Below are 17,107 nucleotides of genomic sequence, written 5' to 3'. Positions count from 1 at the left end.
GCTCTGTCCGACAGATCTCTTGTCCCCTTCTCCACTGGTGGGAGAGGGGATGAGAAGCGAGAAAAACATGACGGGAACTGCAATATGACGCCGAGACTGAAAACAGCCCATGTCAACGGCTTGCGGGCGCTGGTGCACCTTGGTTCGCTCGGCTTTCTGCTCTGGCTGGGCTATGCCGTGCCAGCCGGGCTGCTGGGGGGGGATCCGGTCCAGGGGCTGACCCATTACCTTGGCAAGGGGGCCCTCCACCTGCTGTTGCTGACCCTGCTGGTGTCGCCGCTCGCCAAGCGCTGGCGCCAGGGGCAGCTCATCAAGTTGCGCCGCCCCCTCGGGCTCTGGTGCGCCGCCTGGGCGTCCCTGCACTTCATGGTCTGGCTGGGGCTGGATCTGCAGTTCGACTGGGGGCTGATTGGCGGCGAGCTGGTGAAGCGCAGCTACATAGTGGTGGGCATGGTGGCGCTGCTGCTGTTGCTGGCGCTCGGCATCACCTCGATCCCGGCCCTGTTGCGACGCATGGGGCCGGCCTGGCAGAAGCTGCACAACTGGATCTACGGGGTGGCTCTGCTGGTGCCGGTACACTACTGGTGGTCGGTCAAGAGCGGGTGGCAGGAGCCGCTCATCTATCTGGTGCTGGCCTGCGCCCTGCTGTGGCCCCGTCGGGAAAAGCTGCTGCGCCCCTGGCGCAAGCGCCCGCAAGTGGCCGGGAAGGGGGCGGCGCAACAGCCATCACGCCCATAGCAAAAGAGGCCTATTCGGCCTCTTTTTTGGTGATCTCGCCGGTGTCGGCATCGACCTGCAACTGGACGCGCTGATCGTCGGCATTCAGGGTATCGACCTCGAATTTGTCCCCTTCCAGCTCCACTTCCCGAATGTCGTGATACCCTTGTGCCAGCAACAACTTGACCAGTCCGGCCATGTCGAGACGTGTCTGCGCCGCCCAGCCAAAGGTGGAAAAGAGGCACAAGATCAGCAGGATACTGCGTGGGATCATATTCATTCCGGATTCATGGCTGGCACACTATAAACGGCATTATGTTAGGTTTTGAGAGATGAATCACCCATGAATAGCGCGCTGCCCCTGCTGGGATTGCTGCTGCCGATGCTGGTTCAGGCGGCCCAGCCGAACGAGGCCTTGCTGCAACAGGCGGTCAGCGAGGGGCGGGTCCGTCCTTTTCATGAGCTGATGGCGGTGGCCTCCCGCCTGCCGGTGCGGGTGCTGCGGGTCGATCTGGGTGAGGAGGATGGCGTCTGGCTCTACGAGCTCAGGCTCATCGACGAGGAGAACAGCGTCATCAAGGTGGGCTACCGGGCTGACAACCTGGAGATGGTGTGGCTCAAGGGCCACCATCTGGAACGCCTGTTCGCTCCGCGCCCGCCCCCGGAAGAGGAGTAACGGCGTGAGTCCGCGAACGTACCGCCATCCGGTTCGTCCCCCCAACCGTTGCCGGTGCCGGCACAACCCTGTTTTGGATACCCATGTATGCGCATTCTGATAGTTGAAGATGAAAAGATCCTCGCGGGCCAGCTGGCGGAACAGCTGCGTCTGTCCGGTTTCGTCACCGATCTCTGCCACGATGGCAACGAGGCGGGCTTTCTCGGCGAGACCGAACCCTATGACGCCATCATCCTGGATCTCGGCCTGCCCGGTCGCGACGGCCTGAGCGTACTGAAGGAGTGGCGCAGCAAGGGGATGGACACCCCGGTGCTGGTGCTGACCGCCCGTGGCCAGTTGCACGAGAAGATTGAAGGGCTCAACGCCGGGGCTGACGACTACCTCACCAAGCCCTTCCAGGTGGCGGAGCTGGTGGCCAGGGTGCAGGCGCTGGTGCGCCGGGCGGCGGGGAACGCCAGCTCCATCCTCGAGATCGGTGGCGTGCGTCTCGACATGGCGGCGTCCCAGGTATGGTACGAAGGGACCCCCATCAAGCTCACCGCCCACGAGTTCCGGGTGCTGGGCTACCTGATGCAGCACAGGGGCAAGGTGGTGTCCCGCAGCGAGCTGATCGACCACATCTATGCCCAGGATTTCGATCGCGATTCCAACACCGTGGAGGTGTTCATCGGCCGCATTCGCAAGAAGACCCACGCCGATCTCATCGAGACGGTGCGCGGCCTCGGCTACCGGATCAACGAATGACACCCTCGCAACCGATGGCGGGGTGGGTTGAATGAGGCTGGTACGCACCCTGCGAGGTCGGCTGGTGGTGATCGCCATGGTCTGGTGCGGTCTCTTCCTGTTCGCCACCGGCTTCAGCCTGCAGACCATGATGCGCAACTACTGGCAGGAGGCGGAGGCCGATGGCCTGCGCCTGCAGCTCTACGATCTGCTCTCCCGCCTCGAGATCCAGCCGGACGGCATGCCGGTGGTCACCGAGCCCATGGCCGACCCCCGTTATCGCCAGCCCTACTCCGGCTACTACTGGCAACTGGAGCTGGGGGAGACGGTGGTCAGTCGCTCCCGCTCCCTGTGGGATGCCCATTTGAGTGCCCACGGCCTGAAGTCGGCCTTCGGCGATCCGGATCTCTTTGTCGGCAAGGGGCCCAACAAGGAGCCCCTGCTCATCATGACCCGTACCGTGCTGCTGCCGGGGTCTGATCGGGTCTTCACCCTGGTGATGGCCAAGGACAGCAGCGCCCTGACCCAGACCCTGAAGAAGACCCGCATCAGCCTGTTCCTCGGCCTCGGCTTCGCCGCCACCGGCCTGGTGCTCGGCTTCATGTTCCAGATCCTCTACGGCCTGCGCCCGCTGCACCTGCTGCGTCGCGAGCTGAGCCGCGTCCATCAGGGTCATCAGGAGGGATTCCGGCTGCGCTACCCCCTGGAGATCCAGCCGCTGGTGGAGGACATCAACCGCCTGCTGCACCACTATGGCGAGCTGCTGCAACGGGCCCGCTCCCACACCGGCAACCTGGCCCACGCCCTCAAGACGCCGCTCAGCATCATGCGCAACCAGGTGACCCAGCTGCCGCCGGAGGATCAGGCCGCCCTCGGCGAGCAGCTCGACCAGATCCAGCGCCACATCGACTATCACCTCGGCAAGGCGCGGGTGACCGGCGCCGCCAAGATCCTCGGGGTCTCGACCCCGGTGCGGGCACGGGTGGAGTACATCTGCCGCGCCTTCTCCCGCCTCTATCCCGGCAAGACGGTGGACTTGCAGGTGCCGGTCAATCTGGCGGTCGGGGTGGAGGAGCAGGACTTCGACGAGATGGTGGGCAACCTGCTGGAGAACGCTTTCAAGTGGTCCGCCAGCGAGCTGCGCATCTCCAGCGCCGAGCTGGGGGGCTGGATCACCCTGCGCATCGAGGACGACGGTCCCGGCATGAGCGAGGATCAGATCGCCAAGGCGGTGCTGCGGGGGGTGCGCCTCGACGAGAAGGTGCCGGGTTCCGGGCTCGGTCTCAACATAGTGTCAGACCTGGCGGAGGCTTACCGTGGCAGCCTCATCATGGGGCGGGCCGAGCTGGGGGGGCTCGCCGCTTCCCTCTCCCTGCCCAAGGTGGCCAGGGTCGAGTGACGGGGGCCCGTCGGGGGGCCCCTTTTGTGCCGCCGTGCTGGCAAGGGTGCGGCACCCGGCATAAGATACGTCTCTTGTTTCAGGTGTAGGAAGGGTAGCAATGACTGACGATCCTTGGGCTTTGTGCCATCTCGATGATTCGTTCGATGCCTCGGTGCTGGGCACCAAGGGGGCCCAGATCCAGTGGTTCGAGGACAGGGATGCCCTGATCCAGTTCCTGCTGGAGGATTTTGTCGACCTGCTGGCCGACGTGGGCGAGCTGGACGAGGATCAGACCGAGAGCGCCCGCGAGCGCTTCACCCTGCTGGTGGAGCAGAGCCTGGATGATCGCACCCTGATGGATGCCATCAACGATCTCGCCTCCGGCCTGCGCCGCATTGCCTGGCTGGGGCCCCTCTCCGAACTGGCGGAGTTGAGCGACGACTTCGCAAGCGGGCTGCGAGCCTTCTTCTGGAGCCAATATGACGGTGACGAGGATGACCCCGAGGCCTGGGTGCCGGAAGATCTCTGGCCCCAGCTGGTGGAGTGCGCCGAAGAGTACATGGTGGAAGGAGACTTCTGAGCCACACCACAAACTGCGATAAGAAAACGGCGCCTTGATGGCGCCGTTTTTGTTGCTCAGTCCTCTACTCAGCCGTTGGCCGGTACCTCGTGCGCCGTGTTGGCGAGCACTGGCCCGATATACTTCTCTATCTGCAATTGGGCCATGTGGCCGCAGTTGCCCTGGGCCAGACTGGACGAGCCCTCGTCGAAGGTGAGGCAGTTGACGTTGCCGTTCTTGCAGATGCTGCCCGCTTCGCCCGGCTTGGCCGGATCGTACCAGGCCCCTTCACACACCCGCACTACCCCGGGCCGGATATCGGCGGAGAGCAGGGCACCCACCAGGATCTGGCCGCGCTCGTTGAAGGCCCGCACCAGATCGCCATCCTGGATGCCGCGCGCCTTGGCGTCGTCCGGATGGATCAGGATCGCCTCCCGATCGGCGATGGCGAACTTGTCCCGCAGCGGGGTGTTGTCGAGCTGGGAGTGCAGCCGCTGGGTCGGGTGGGAGGTGTTGAGCGACAGCGGATAGCGCGCCGCCACCTCGCTCTTCACCCACTCCTTGGGCTCATACCACTTGGGATGACCGGCGCAGTCGGCGTAACCCATCCCCGCCACCGTGTTGGAGAAGATCTCGATCTTGCCGGACGGGGTACCGAGCGGGTTGAGCAGCGGGTTCTCGCGAAAATCGGCGTGACGGATCCACTGGCGGTTGGCCTCCGGGATCGGGAAGCGGATGTAGTTGTTGGACTCCCAGAACATGTTGAACGGCGGCAGCGCCACCCGGGCACCGCGAGCCTGGGCCGCCATGCCGTCGTACATCTGCTTGAGCCACAACATCTCGTCCTTCCCTTCGGTGTACTGCTCCTGCACACCCAGCTTGGCGGCGATGGCGCTGAAGATGTCGAAGTCGTTGCGGGACTCATGCTGGGGCGGCACGCACTGGTGCATCGGGAACACATAGCGCTGGGAGTAGTCGCCCCCCATCTCCAGGTCGTTGCGCTCGTAGCTGGTGGTGACCGGCAGCACGATATCGGCGTGCTTGGCGGTAGCGGTCCAGTAAGGCTCGTGAACGATCACGGTCTGCGGTTTGCGCCACGCCTGCAGCAGGTTGTTGGTGTCCTGATGGTGGTGGAAGGGGTTGCCGCCCGCCACGTAGACCAGCTTGATGTCCGGATAGGTCACCTTGCGGCCGTTGAAGTCGATGGTCTTGCCCGGGTTGGCGAGACAGTCGGCGATGCGGGCCACCGGGATGGGGGCCGGGCTGTTCTTCGGGGCATTGCCGGCGGAGATACCCGCCAGAATGCCGCCCTTGGCGCTGGGGCTGCCACCGGAGGAGTAGTGGTAGCTGAAGCCGTAGCCACCCCCCGGCAGGCCGATCTGGCCCAGCATGGAGGCCAGAGTGACCAGCATCCAGTTCGGCTGCTCCCCGTGGTGCTGACGCTGCATGCCCCAACCGGCCATGATCATGGTGCGCTTGGCGGCCATGTCGAGGGCCAGTTGGCGGATCACCTTGGCATCGACGCCGCAGACGCTGCTCGCCCACTCGGCGCTCTTGGGCTGGCCGTCCTCCTTGCCGAGCAAATAGGTGAGGAAGGTGTCGAAGCCGACGGTGTAGCGATCGAGGAAGGCCTGATCGTGCTTCTTCTCGCTGTAGAGGGTGTGGGCCACCCCCAGCATCATGGCCACGTCGGTATAGGCGTTCGGGGCAATCCACTCGGCGCCGACCAGCTTGGCGGTCTCGTTGTAGACGGGATCGATGCTGATGACCCGGGTGCCTTTCTCTTTCAGCGCCTTGAAGCCCGCTTGACCTTCGTGATCCGGCATGTTCCAGCTGTTCTTCAGGGTGACCTGGGCGTTGACCCCCCAGAGCACCACCAGTTCGGCGTGCTCCACCACGTTGGGCCAGGCGGTCTGCTGCTCGTACACCTCGATGGAGCCCATCACGTGGGACATGATCACCTGGGCCGCGCCGGTGGAGTAGTCCCCGGCATAGCCGGTGAAACCCCCGGCCAGGTTCATCAGGCGGTGCAGAAGGGTGCGGCTGTTGTGGAACATGCCCACGCTCTTCCAGCCGTAGGAACCGGCGTGGATCGCCTGCGGGCCGAAATCAGACTGAACGCGCTGGATCTCGCCGGCCACCAGGTCGATGGCCTTTTCCCAGCTCACCCGTACCCACTCGTCGGCACCGCGCAACACCGGTCTGGCGCCCGGGCCGTGCTCCAGCCAGCTTTTGCGCACCATGGGGTACTTGATGCGGTTCTTGGCGTGGACCTGGAACGGCGCCATGTCGATGAGGTCATTCGGCGCTGGGTCATCGGCCACCGGCTGGACCCGCACCATGCGGCCCTCGGAGACGATGGCCTCGAAGGCCCCCCAGTGGGCGCCGGTCAGGATGCCCTTCTGGGCGGGCACCAGGGTGGGGAACTGCTCAAGGGCCGTGCTGACGGCCTTGGCCAGGGCGCTTTTCGGGAAGATACCGGCCAGCAGGGGCAAGGCGGCACAGGCCCCCAGCCCCTTGAGCAGAGTACGGCGGGAGAGGTTGGTCTGTTGGTCATTGAAAAAAGTCATGGGAGAGTCCTCTGTTCCTGCCTTAATGGGCCGCGCTCATGTCGCTGGCGTGTTTCTGCACGTATTGGGTGAGCATGCGCGCCTGCTCCGGGGTGAGGGAGGTACGAGACTCCATCCCCTTGATGACGCCGATCCACTGGTTGGCGTTGAAGTGATCCAGCGCGGTGAGGCCGTGACAGCCGGTGCAGTTGTTGGACATCAGGGTGGAGGCGTATTGCCACAGCTTGCCCTGGTCGCCGATGAGCTGGCTCTGGTCGACCCAGGCGGTCAGGCTGACCTGATGCCAGGTGAGGTTGGTGGCGCTGTCGGTTTCGCTTTTCCCGGTCACGAGGACTTTTCTGGCGGCCTCGCCGACCAGCACGCTCAGGATCCGTTTGCCGGGGGCGGCGTAGAACACCTCGCTCACACCGTCCTGCTGCCAGCCGTCGATGCGCACCTGGGCGCGGCCGTTGTCGTTGGCCAGCACTTCCACCTGGGTGGAGGGCATCAGGGTGCCTTCATCAGTCTTGGCGCCAGCATCCAGATAGAGCGGGGTGGTGGCGATGGCATAGCGGGTGGTGACGGTTACCGGGGTCTGGGCCGCGGCGGCGGCCAGTTCGCTGGCACCGGCGGCGGCCAGGCCGCTCATGTCCGGCATGATGTGGGCGACGCCGCGGTGGCAGTCGATGCAGGTCTGACCCTCCTTGATGGCGACCGGGTGCTCGGCGCGGGCATTGGGGCGCTGGGCCAGGATGTCCATGGCGGCGTAGCTGTGGCAACTGCGACAGGTGGCGGAGTCGTTGGCTTTCAGCTCGTCCCAGACGGATTGGGCCATGCGCAGCTTGTGGGCCTCGTATTTCTCCGGGGTGTCGAGGGTGCCGATCGCCTCGTGATAGATGTCCTTCACGGCGCGGATCTTGGTCCAGAGATAGGCGGCGGGTTCACTGGGGATGTGGCAGTCGGCGCACTCGGCGCGGATCCCCTTCACGTTCTGGAAGTGGACGCTGCCCTGATATTCGGCGAGCGGGGTCTGCATGGAGTGGCAGGAGACGCAGAATTCGGTGGAGCTGGTCTTGTGCAGCACGGTGACGGTGACGCCCAGTGCAGCGACCCCCAGCAGGGCCCCGAGCAGCAGAAGCCAGAACCAGGTCTTTCTCAACAGTTTTCCAAGCATGGTGACGGTGTCCTTCGAATTCGGGTATTACCAATATAGTAGTAGTCCCAAGATTCAAAGGGTTGACCTCGGTCATGGTTTTTATTTCGTCATATAATTAGTTTTTGGTTTTGTTATTTGTTTTGGCATGATTTCTTGAATTTAAATCGCATTTTTCCCATGCAGCGGGAGCGGGATGCGCTGTGGTGAGAGCGATGCCCAAGCCGGGGCGAGGAGGCAGTACGCCACCCCGGGGCTTGGGGTTTGTGGCGAGAGGATTGTATACTGTTCACATATACAGTATTCAGGTGTATCCATCATGCGACTCTTTATCGCCGAGAAACCCAGCCTTGGCCGCGCCATCGCCGATGTCCTCCCCAAACCGCACAAAAAGGGGGATGGTTTCATCGAGACGGCGCAGGGAGACGTGGTGACCTGGTGCATCGGCCACCTGCTGGAGCAGGCCGAGCCCGATGCCTACGATGCCGCCTACAAGCAGTGGCGCATGGAATCCCTTCCCATTGTCCCGACCCAGTGGCAGCTGGTGGCCAAACCCAAGACCAAGGCCCAGCTGGCCGTCATCAAGGGGCTCATCAAGCAGGCGGACTGCGTGGTCAACGCCGGTGACCCGGACAGGGAAGGGCAACTGCTGGTGGACGAGGTGATCGACTTTCTCGGCTATCCCAAGACCAAACCGGTTCAGCGCTGCCTCATCAGCGATCTCAATCCCCCCGCCGTGCGCCGCGCCCTCGACAAGCTCAGAGACAACAAGGAGTTCGTGCCGCTGGCGGTGTCGGCGCTGGCCCGTAGCCGTGCCGACTGGCTCTATGGCATCAACATGACCCGGGCCTATACCCTGCTTGGCCGCAAGGGGGGCTGCAGCGAACTGCTGTCGGTGGGCCGGGTACAGACCCCCTTGCTCGGTCTGGTGGTGCGCCGGGATCTCGAGATCGAGGCCTTCGTTCCCAAGCCGTTCTACGAGGTGATGGCCCATCTGTTGACCCAGGGCAACGAACGCTTCACCGCCAGGTGGCTGCCATCGGAGGCCTGCCTGCCCTGGCAGGATGAGGAGGGACGGGTGCTCAACCGGGCGCTGGCCGCCAAGGTGGTGGAGCGGATCCAGGGGCAACCCGCCCGGGTGGAGGCGGTGGAGGAGCAGGCGCGCAAGCAGGCGGCGCCGCTCCCCTACAACCTCTCCAGCCTGCAGATCGACGCGGCCAAGCGCTTTGGCATGGATGCCAAGCGGGTGCTGGATATCTGCCAGAGCCTCTACGAGCGGCACAAGCTCATCACCTATCCCAGATCCGACAGCCGCCATCTGCCGAGCGAGCACTTCAACCGGGCCGGCCAGGTGCGGGAGGCCATCGCCAGCACGGCCCCTGCGCTGGCCAGGGCGGTCGCCGAAGCGGATGGCAGGATCCGCAGCAAGGCGTGGAACGACAGCAAGGTGGATGCCCACCACGCCATCATTCCCACCGAGAAGAGGGGGAACGAGGGGAGCCTGGGGGCCGACGAGGCGAAGCTTTACGGCCTGATTGCCCGCCAGTATCTGCTGCAGTTCTACCCGCCGTTCGAGTACAACGACAGCAAGGTGTTGCTGCGCATCGCCGGAGGGCTGTTCCAGGCCAAGGCGCGCCGCATCCTCAAGGCGGGCTGGAAGGCGCTGCTCGGAGTGGAAGAGGATGACGAGGAGGAGGCGGGAACCCTGCCTGCCCTGAAAGAGGGGGAGGAACTGCTGTGCGAGCGGGGGGAGCTGCTGGAGAAGATGACCCAGCCCCCCAAGCCGTTTACCGATGCCACCCTGCTGGCCGCCATGACCGGCATCGCCCGTTATGTGCAGGATCCCGAGATCCGCAAGACCCTGCGGGAGACCGATGGCCTCGGCACCGAGGCGACCCGGGCCGGGATCATCGATCTGCTGTTCAAGCGCCGCTTCCTGGTGCGCCAGGGCAAGAGCATCAAGGCCACCCCGACCGGGCGAGCCCTGGTCCAGGCGCTGCCCGCGACCGCCACGACACCGGACATGACGGCACTGTGGGAGCAGAGTCTGGGTCAGATCGCCGAACGTCACGGCAGCTACCAGCAGTTCATGGGGCCGCTCACCGAGCAGCTCAACGGCCTGATCGAGGGGGCCCGGCAGGATTCCGGCGCCAGCTTCAGCGCACTGCCCAAGGCGGCGCCCGGTGACAGCAAGCAGCGATTTGCCCGCCGCAAGCGGACTGCGTCCACCGCCGCACGCCCCCGTACGAGCACGGGCAAGAGTGCTCGTGCGGGGAAGAGCCCTGGAAAGAGCACTGGCAAGGGGACGACCAGGGGCAAGGCTGCCTGAGGCTGGCGAGCGCCGTGATCACATAAAAATAAGAAGAGGGGCCAGTGGCCCCTCTTTGCATGGATGGAGCGGCTTACCCCGTGTAGACGCTCTCTTCCGGATAACGGATGCGGGTCTCCACCGGGCGGGCCAGCATGATGGCCAGGGTGAGGGGCCCCAGACGACCGCAGATCATCACCAGCACCAGGATCAGTTTGCCCGGTTCGCTCAGAGAAGCGGTGATGCCGGTGGACAGTCCCACGGTGGCAAAGGCCGAGATGGTCTCGAACATGATCTTGTCGAATGATTGCGACTCCGTGAGCATCAGCAGGAACATCGCCAGCATCAGCACCATGGTACTGACGATGATGATGGCCAGGGAGCGGGTCACTATCTGGGGTGACAGGGTGCGGCCGAAGGCGGTGACATGGGGGCGCTTGGTCAGAAACGCCCGGGTCGCCAGCAGGACGACGGCAAAGGTGGTGACCTTGATACCGCCCCCGGTCGAGGTTGCCCCGGCACCGATGAACATCAGCATCATCATGAACAGCAAGGAGGCCGGCACCATCTGGCCGATATCCACCGTGTTGAAGCCCGCCGTGCGCGCGGTGGCCGACTGGAAGAAGGCGGCCAGCCACTGGCTCCCGAAGGAGGCGTTGCCCAGGGTGCCCGGGTTGTTGTGCTCCAGCAGCCAGAACATCAGGGTCCCCAGCAGCAGCAGGGCAGGGGTCATCAGCAGCATCAGCTTGCTGTGCAGTTTCAGCTTGCGCCAGCGGCGGTTGCGCACCAGGTCGACGATGACGGTGAAGCCTACCCCCCCCAGGATCAGCAGGGCCGGTATGGTCAGGCTGATGATGGGGTCATCCCGGTAGTCCATGAGGTTGTTGGCAAACAGCGAGAAGCCGGCGTTGTTGAAAGCCGACACCGCGTGGAAGAAGCTGACGTAGAGGCCGTGGCCCCAGCCCATGTCGGGCACCCAGCGAATGGCCATGATGGCGGTGCCGATCAGCTGGGCAATCAGGGCGAACAGGACGATGCGTTTCACCAGCTGGACGATGTTGACGGATCCCTCCTGGCCCAGTGCCTCCTTGGCCAGCACCTGCTGGCGCAGCCCGACCCGCTTGCTGAACATGGCGATGAGCAGCAGTGTCATGGTCATCTGGCCGAGACCACCAATCTCCATCAATATCAACAGGATGATCTGCCCCTGCAGGGTGAAGGCGGTGCCGGTATCCACCACCCCGAGGCCGGTCACGCTGATGGCGGAGGTGGCGGTGAACAGGGCGTTGATGACGGTGACCTCACCCTTGTGGCTGGAGGGCTGGACCAGAAACAGGGTGCCAACCAGCAGGATGATGAGGAAACTGCCCAGGATGAGCTTGGCCTCGCTCCAGCGGGAGTTGTCTTCCCGATGCAGGGTGAAGGCGTAGTTGCTGCGCCAGTTGATCATAGGGTGTCGAGCCAGTGATCGATGGCGTGCTTGTTGCCGGCCAGGATCAGGATGTCACCGAGTTGCAGCTCCATCTTGCCGGTCAGGACGTTGTGCAGCACCTCACCCCGCTTGATGGCCAACAGCTGGAAATCGCTTTGCTGCAGCAGGCGCAAGTCGGCCAGGGTGCGGGTGTTTTGCTGCAAGCCGATCACGAACTCGGTCAGCACCATGTCGTGACCCAGCTCCAGGTAGTCGAACAGCCGGTTGTCCAGCATGCTCTGGGCCACCCGGCGGCCCATGTCCCACTCCGGGTTGATCACCTTGTCCGCGCCCACCTTCTGCAGGATCTTGGCGTGGAACTTGTCGCGGGCCTTGACCCAGACCTTCTTCACGCCCGCCTCTTTCAGCACCAGCGTGGTCAGGATGCTGGTCTCCAGGTTGTCGCCGATGGCGACAAAGACGATGTCGAAATTCGCCAGGCCCAGTTCGGCGACCGTGGCCTCGTCGGTGGCATCGGCCACGATGACGTGGTTGCAGAGGGTGGCTATCTGGCGGGTCTTGCTCTCGTCGATGTCGATGGCCAGTACCTCGGCATTCTGGCGTTGCAACTCTTCGCACAAGGCGCTGCCAAACAGGCCCAGGCCGATGACGGCGAATTGATTGTTCATGCATGCTTCCTCAGCGGGATGAAGGGGTTACTCTACTCCAGAGCCCTGAGTCCGAAAAGTGTCCGGGTTTTTTGTCCCGGGGGATCTGGGGTAAACTGCGCCCTTGTCCTTGTCGGAACACACAGATGAAACTCACCCCCCACGCCTCCCTGTCGACCCTCAATACTCTGGGCCTGGACGCACACTGCCTCTGGCTGGCCGATGTGACCCGGCCGGATGATCTCGCGCAACTGCGGACCAACCCGGAGTTGGCCACCTTGCCGCGCCTGGTGCTGGGAGGAGGAAGCAACATCCTGTTCTGCGATGACTTTGCCGGTCTGGTGGTCCACAACGGCCTGAAAGGGATCACGCTGCACGAGGAGTCCGAGCACTGGTTGCTACACGTGGCGGCAGGTGAAAACTGGCACGAGCTGGTATGTCACGCCCTGCAACAGGGCTGGCACGGGCTGGAGAACCTGGCACTCATTCCCGGGACGGTCGGGGCGGCCCCGGTACAGAACATCGGTGCCTACGGGGTCGAGCTGGCCAGCGTCTGTGCCTACGTGGAGGCGTTCAACTGGCAGAGTGGCGAGGTTGAGCGCATCGCGGCGGCCGACTGCCGGTTCGGTTACCGTGACAGCATCTTCAAGCACGACTATCAGGACTCCCACTTCATCATCGCCGTCGGTCTGCGCCTGCCCAAGGCATGGCGCCCGGTCGCCGGCTATGGCCCGCTGGCGGCGCTGGGGGATGCCCCTTCGCCACAGGCCATTTTCGACACCGTCTGTGCCACCCGCATGGCCAAGCTGCCGGATCCGGCGGTGCTGGGCAACGCGGGCAGTTTCTTCAAAAACCCTGTGGTGCCCGCCGCCCTGGCCGAGACCCTGAAACAGCAATACCCGCAGATGCCCTGCTACCCTGCGGCAGAAGGGCAGGCCAAGCTGGCGGCTGGCTGGCTCATCGATCAGTGCGGTCTCAAGGGGTTTGCCATCGGTCGTGCCGCCGTCCATCAGGAGCAGGCGCTGGTGCTGGTGAATCTGGGGGGCGCCAGCGCCATGGAGCTCATCGCGCTGGCGGCCCATGTCCGCGATAGCGTGGAGCACCAGTTCGGTGTGGTGCTGGAACATGAGGTGCGCTTCATGGGGCGCAGCGGTGAAACCTGGCTCGATGAGGTACTGGCATGACCCTGACCCCCGTCAGACAGACCCTGATCACCCTGCTCAGCGACGGCCAGTTTCATTCCGGCGAGCAGCTGGGCGAGCGCCTTGGCATCAGCCGGGCGGCGGTGAGCAAGCACATGGCCGCGCTCAAGGATCTGGGGCTGGATCTCTTCAGCCTGACCGGCAAGGGCTATCGGCTGGCGGTGCCCATGGCCCTCTATGACGAGGGGCGGCTGCAGGCAGAGGCACCGATGGCACCAGTGCACTGCTTCCCTGTCATCGACTCCACCAACCAGTACCTGCTGGAGCGGGTCAACACCCTGAGCTCCGGCGAAAGCTGTCTGGCCGAGTGCCAGACCGCCGGGCGGGGACGTCGTGGCAAACCCTGGGTTTCTCCCTTCGGTTGCCAGCTGATCCTGAGCATGTACTGGCGGCTTGAGCAGGGCATGGCGGCCGCCATGGGACTGAGTCTCGCGGTCGGCGTGGCGGTGGTCGAGGCGCTGGAGTCCCTCGGTTATCCCGGGGTGGAGCTCAAGTGGCCGAACGACCTCTATTACCAGGGCCGCAAGCTGGCGGGCATCCTGGTGGAGATGAGCGGCAGTGCGGGTGCCAGCTGCCATCTGGTGATCGGGGTCGGCCTCAATCTGGCGATGCCGAGTCGGGAGGGGGAGAAGATCGATCAGGCCTGGTCCGAGCTGCGCCATATCCAGCCCGAGCTGGTGGATCGCAACGAGCTGGCCGCCTGCGTGCTGCTGCACCTGCAGCAGGCCATGCAGACCTTCGAACAGACGGGACTGGCGAGTTTCGTCGAGAGCTGGAACCGGCTCGACCACTTCGCCGGCCAGCCGGTGAAGCTGCTGATGGGAGAGCAGGTGATCCGCGGGATTGCCCGGGGGATCGACGAACGCGGAGCCCTGCGTCTGGAGACGGAAGAGGGGCTCAAGTTCTATCTGGGAGGGGAACTCTCCTTGCGGCGGGGGGACTGAGCCCATACGCTCATGACGACTGAATGAAAGAGGGGCCTGCGGGCCCCCTCTTTCATGTATGCACTGCGACAGTGGTCACTTGCGCAGCTTGATCTGCTCGATGGCGTGCTCGTTGCCCTTGGTGAGGATGAGGTTGGCCCGCTCCCGGGTCGGCAAGATGTTCTCTTGCAGATTCAGGTAGTTGATATCCTGCCAGATGTTGTTGGCGATCTCGGTCGCCTCGCTCTCGGCCAGCTTGGCGTAGTGGTGGAAATAGGAGTCGGGATCCGAGAAGGCGCCGCTGCGGAATTTGAGAAAACGATCGATGTACCAGGTGCGCAGCAGCTCGGCATCGGCATCCACATAGATGGAAAAGTCGACGAAGTCCGACACGAACACGCGATGAGGGTCCTGGGGATAGTCCATGCCGCTTTGCAGCACATTGAGCCCTTCCAGGATCAGGATGTCCGGCTGCTCCACCACCTTCTTCTCGTCGGGCAGGATGTCATAGATGAGGTGGGAGTAGACGGGGGCCTCGACCTTCTCGTGGCCGGCGCGGATATTGGCGACAAACTCCACCAGATGGCGGATGTCATAAGACTCGGGGAACCCCTTGCGGCGCATCAGGCCACGGGCTTCCAGCTCCTTGTTGGGAAACAGGAAGCCGTCGGTGGTGACCAGCTCCACCCTGGGGTGCTCCGGCCAGCGCTCCAGCAGTGCCTGAAGGATACGGGCCGTGGTGCTCTTTCCCCCCGCCACGCTGCCGGCGATACTGATGATATAGGTGCCCTTGCCGCGGGACTGACCGAGAAACTGTTCCAACACCCGGCTGCGGCGCTGCTTGGCCTTGACGTAGAGATTGAGGAGACGGGAGAGGGGCAGATAGATCTCTTCCACTTCCCGCAATGACACCTTCTCGTTGATCCCGCGCAGGGTCTGCAGATCGTGCTCGGTCAGGGTCAGGGGGACCGCATCGCGCAATAACGCCCATTGTTCGCGGGTGAATTGCAAATAGGGGTTATGCTCTGTCGTCATGGTGTCATCACTGTTTCTTGGGCAGGGCGACCATACACCAAGGGATCGGGAGCGACAAGGGACGCGTCCGGTCGGGACGGAGAAGGAGCGTTTTTTTGCCTGGATCCCGGCATAAATGCACATTTTGCAAGGTGCAATGGTTGCATCCCCAAAATCCTTACCATAAAATGCGCGACGCTTGGATGTCTGTCGTCTATTTGCCCAGCAAAAGCGACAAAAACAACGGGTGCAAGCAGAATTACCGTTGTGGCATTTATGCAACTGGAGGGGTTCCCGAGCGGCCAAAGGGATCAGACTGTAAATCTGACGGCTCTGCCTTCGAAGGTTCGAATCCTTCTCCCTCCACCATATTTCTCTGCGGTTTGAGTTCTTTGGGTTAGAGAAATGCGGGCATCGTATAATGGCTATTACCTCAGCCTTCCAAGCTGATGATGCGGGTTCGATTCCCGCTGCCCGCTCCAAGATGCTGATATGGCTCAGGTAATTCTGAGAGCCACACCTTAGGGTGAGTTCGGCAATCGAACCAGCCTGTCAGCACCAACCTCTCTACTCCCCTTGATTCAAATCCATCATATAAACTGTTCTGTGGTTAGCTTGCCACCGCGTACTCAGCGTTAGTTTAGAGGGACGATCATGTCTAAAGAAAAATTTGAGCGTAATAAACCGCACGTTAACGTGGGTACCATCGGCCACGTTGACCACGGTAAAACCACCCTGACCGCCGCTATCACCAACGTGCTGGCCAAGCACTTCGGTGGTAAAGCTTTCGCCTTCGACCAGATCGACAAGGCACCGGAAGAGCGTGAGCGTGGTATCACCATCAACACCTCCCACGTAGAATACGACACTGCTACCCGCCACTACGCTCACGTAGATTGCCCGGGTCACGCCGACTACGTTAAAAACATGATCACCGGTGCTGCCCAGATGGACGGCGCAATCCTGGTAGTAGCAGCGACTGACGGCCCGATGCCGCAGACTCGTGAGCACATCCTGCTGGGTCGTCAGGTAGGCGTTCCGTACATCATCGTGTTCATGAACAAGTGCGACATGGTAGATGACGAAGAGCTGCTGGAACTGGTCGAGATGGAAGTTCGCGAACTGCTGTCTGAGTACGACTTCCCGGGTGATGACCTGCCGGTAGTCCGTGGGTCCGCACTGAAAGCGCTGGAAGGCGAAGCTCAGTGGGAAGAGAAGATCCTGGAACTGGCTGGCCACCTGGACACCTACATTCCGGAGCCGGAGCGTGCCATTGACCAGCCGTTCCTGATGCCTATCGAAGACGTCTTCTCCATCGCAGGCCGTGGTACCGTAGTAACCGGTCGTGTAGAGCGCGGTATCGTCAAGGTTGGTGAAGAAGTGGAAATCGTTGGTATCAAAGATACCACCAAGACCACCTGTACCGGCGTTGAAATGTTCCGCAAACTGCTGGACGAAGGTCGTGCAGGTGAGAACGTTGGCGCACTGCTGCGTGGCGTGAAGCGTGAAGACGTAGAGCGTGGTCAGGTACTGGCCAAGCCGGGCACCATCAAGCCGCACACCAAGTTCGAATCCGAAGTGTACGTGCTGTCCAAAGAAGAAGGTGGTCGTCACACCCCGTTCTTCAAGGGCTACCGTCCGCAGTTCTACTTCCGTACTACCGACGTGACCGGTACCATCGAACTGCCGGAAGGCGTAGAGATGGTAATGCCGGGCGACAACATCAAGATGGTTGTTACCCTGATTGCCCCGATCGCGATGGACGACGGCCTGCGTTTCGCCATCCGTGAAGGTGGCCGTACCGTAGGTGCTGGTGTTGTAGC

Annotated in this window: 15 protein-coding genes and 2 tRNA genes; 11 read left to right on the top strand and 6 right to left on the bottom strand. The window is 63.0% G+C overall.

Annotation, left to right across the window (positions count from 1 at the left end; translation table 11 throughout):
• Positions 1-84: 84 nt before the first annotated feature.
• The gene (msrQ, locus tag AB5Y59_RS15920) at positions 85-738 is read left to right on the top strand and encodes a protein-methionine-sulfoxide reductase heme-binding subunit MsrQ (protein WP_219596417.1); all 654 of its coding nucleotides are present in this window, start codon (positions 85-87) and stop codon (positions 736-738) included.
• 10 nt (positions 739-748) lie between these two features.
• Here the strand turns inward: msrQ and AB5Y59_RS15915 are convergent, their stop codons facing one another.
• Entirely contained in the window at positions 749-997 is a 249-nt protein-coding gene (locus AB5Y59_RS15915; RefSeq protein WP_368212316.1) for a PepSY domain-containing protein, read from the bottom strand.
• 63 nt (positions 998-1,060) lie between these two features.
• On the opposite strand from AB5Y59_RS15915, the gene AB5Y59_RS15910 reads away from it, so the two are divergent.
• The 4 genes from AB5Y59_RS15910 to AB5Y59_RS15895 all read left to right on the top strand — a co-directional run bounded on the left by AB5Y59_RS15910 (position 1,061) and on the right by AB5Y59_RS15895 (position 4,077).
• Positions 1,061-1,393: a PepSY domain-containing protein gene (locus AB5Y59_RS15910; RefSeq protein WP_041211926.1), complete on the top strand. Its 333-nt coding sequence runs from the start codon at positions 1,061-1,063 to the stop codon at positions 1,391-1,393.
• An 87-nt stretch (positions 1,394-1,480) separates the two neighbouring features.
• On the top strand, positions 1,481-2,137 hold the full coding sequence (locus AB5Y59_RS15905) for a response regulator transcription factor (protein WP_005332666.1): 657 nt from the start codon (positions 1,481-1,483) through the stop codon (positions 2,135-2,137).
• Between the two features lie 31 nt (positions 2,138-2,168).
• Complete coding sequence (locus AB5Y59_RS15900) at positions 2,169-3,515, top strand: sensor histidine kinase (RefSeq protein ID WP_010675971.1); 1,347 nt, start codon at positions 2,169-2,171, stop codon at positions 3,513-3,515.
• A 100-nt stretch (positions 3,516-3,615) separates the two neighbouring features.
• Positions 3,616-4,077 carry a hypothetical protein gene (locus AB5Y59_RS15895; RefSeq protein WP_010675970.1) on the top strand — a complete coding sequence of 154 codons (462 nt, stop codon included), beginning with the start codon at positions 3,616-3,618 and terminating at the stop codon, positions 4,075-4,077.
• A gap of 68 nt (positions 4,078-4,145) precedes the next feature.
• Here the strand turns inward: AB5Y59_RS15895 and torA are convergent, their stop codons facing one another.
• Positions 4,146-6,626, bottom strand: coding sequence for a trimethylamine-N-oxide reductase TorA (gene torA, locus AB5Y59_RS15890; RefSeq protein ID WP_139736488.1), 2,481 nt, complete (start codon positions 6,624-6,626; stop codon positions 4,146-4,148).
• A gap of 22 nt (positions 6,627-6,648) precedes the next feature.
• Positions 6,649-7,779, bottom strand: a complete 1,131-nt coding sequence (locus tag AB5Y59_RS15885; protein ID WP_139736487.1) for a NapC/NirT family cytochrome c — start codon at positions 7,777-7,779, stop codon at positions 6,649-6,651.
• Positions 7,780-8,077: 298 nt separating this feature from the next.
• On the opposite strand from AB5Y59_RS15885, the gene AB5Y59_RS15880 reads away from it, so the two are divergent.
• Positions 8,078-10,087: a DNA topoisomerase III gene (locus tag AB5Y59_RS15880; RefSeq protein WP_368212314.1), complete on the top strand. Its 2,010-nt coding sequence runs from the start codon at positions 8,078-8,080 to the stop codon at positions 10,085-10,087.
• Positions 10,088-10,160: 73 nt separating this feature from the next.
• Here AB5Y59_RS15880 and AB5Y59_RS15875 read toward each other — a convergent pair whose 3' ends face one another.
• Complete coding sequence (locus AB5Y59_RS15875) at positions 10,161-11,516, bottom strand: TrkH family potassium uptake protein (protein ID WP_041211921.1); 1,356 nt, start codon at positions 11,514-11,516, stop codon at positions 10,161-10,163.
• On the bottom strand, positions 11,513-12,166 hold the full coding sequence (locus AB5Y59_RS15870; RefSeq protein WP_010675965.1) for a TrkA family potassium uptake protein: 654 nt from the start codon (positions 12,164-12,166) through the stop codon (positions 11,513-11,515). Before AB5Y59_RS15870 ends, AB5Y59_RS15875 begins: the two co-directional genes overlap by 4 nt.
• Positions 12,167-12,291: 125 nt before the next feature.
• Between AB5Y59_RS15870 and murB the strand changes: the two genes are divergently transcribed.
• Together murB and birA are read left to right on the top strand one after the other, a co-directional pair.
• On the top strand, positions 12,292-13,329 hold the full coding sequence (murB, locus tag AB5Y59_RS15865; protein WP_143236953.1) for a UDP-N-acetylmuramate dehydrogenase: 1,038 nt from the start codon (positions 12,292-12,294) through the stop codon (positions 13,327-13,329).
• Positions 13,326-14,291, top strand: coding sequence for a bifunctional biotin--[acetyl-CoA-carboxylase] ligase/biotin operon repressor BirA (gene birA, locus AB5Y59_RS15860; protein WP_010675963.1), 966 nt, complete (start codon positions 13,326-13,328; stop codon positions 14,289-14,291). Before murB ends, birA begins: the two co-directional genes overlap by 4 nt.
• Before the next feature lie 75 nt (positions 14,292-14,366).
• On the opposite strand, the gene coaA is transcribed toward birA, so the two are convergent.
• Positions 14,367-15,305, bottom strand: coding sequence for a type I pantothenate kinase (gene coaA / locus AB5Y59_RS15855; protein WP_029314861.1), 939 nt, complete (start codon positions 15,303-15,305; stop codon positions 14,367-14,369).
• Positions 15,306-15,568: 263 nt separating this feature from the next.
• Between coaA and AB5Y59_RS15850 the strand changes: the two genes are divergently transcribed.
• The 3 genes from AB5Y59_RS15850 to tuf all read left to right on the top strand — a co-directional run.
• Positions 15,569-15,653 (top strand) — tRNA-Tyr (locus AB5Y59_RS15850).
• Between the two features lie 38 nt (positions 15,654-15,691).
• Positions 15,692-15,766 (top strand) — tRNA-Gly (locus AB5Y59_RS15845).
• Positions 15,767-15,938: 172 nt separating this feature from the next.
• Positions 15,939-17,107, top strand: a 1,169-nt coding sequence (gene tuf, locus AB5Y59_RS15840; protein WP_202041923.1) for an elongation factor Tu, incomplete at its 3' end; no start/stop codon positions are given.

It is taken from the genome of Aeromonas sp. s10, from assembly GCF_040907975.1.
Lineage (GTDB): Bacteria > Pseudomonadota > Gammaproteobacteria > Enterobacterales > Aeromonadaceae > Aeromonas > Aeromonas caviae.
Note: the sequence above shows the minus strand (reverse complement) of the source record. Positions and strands in the feature narration are given on the sequence as shown.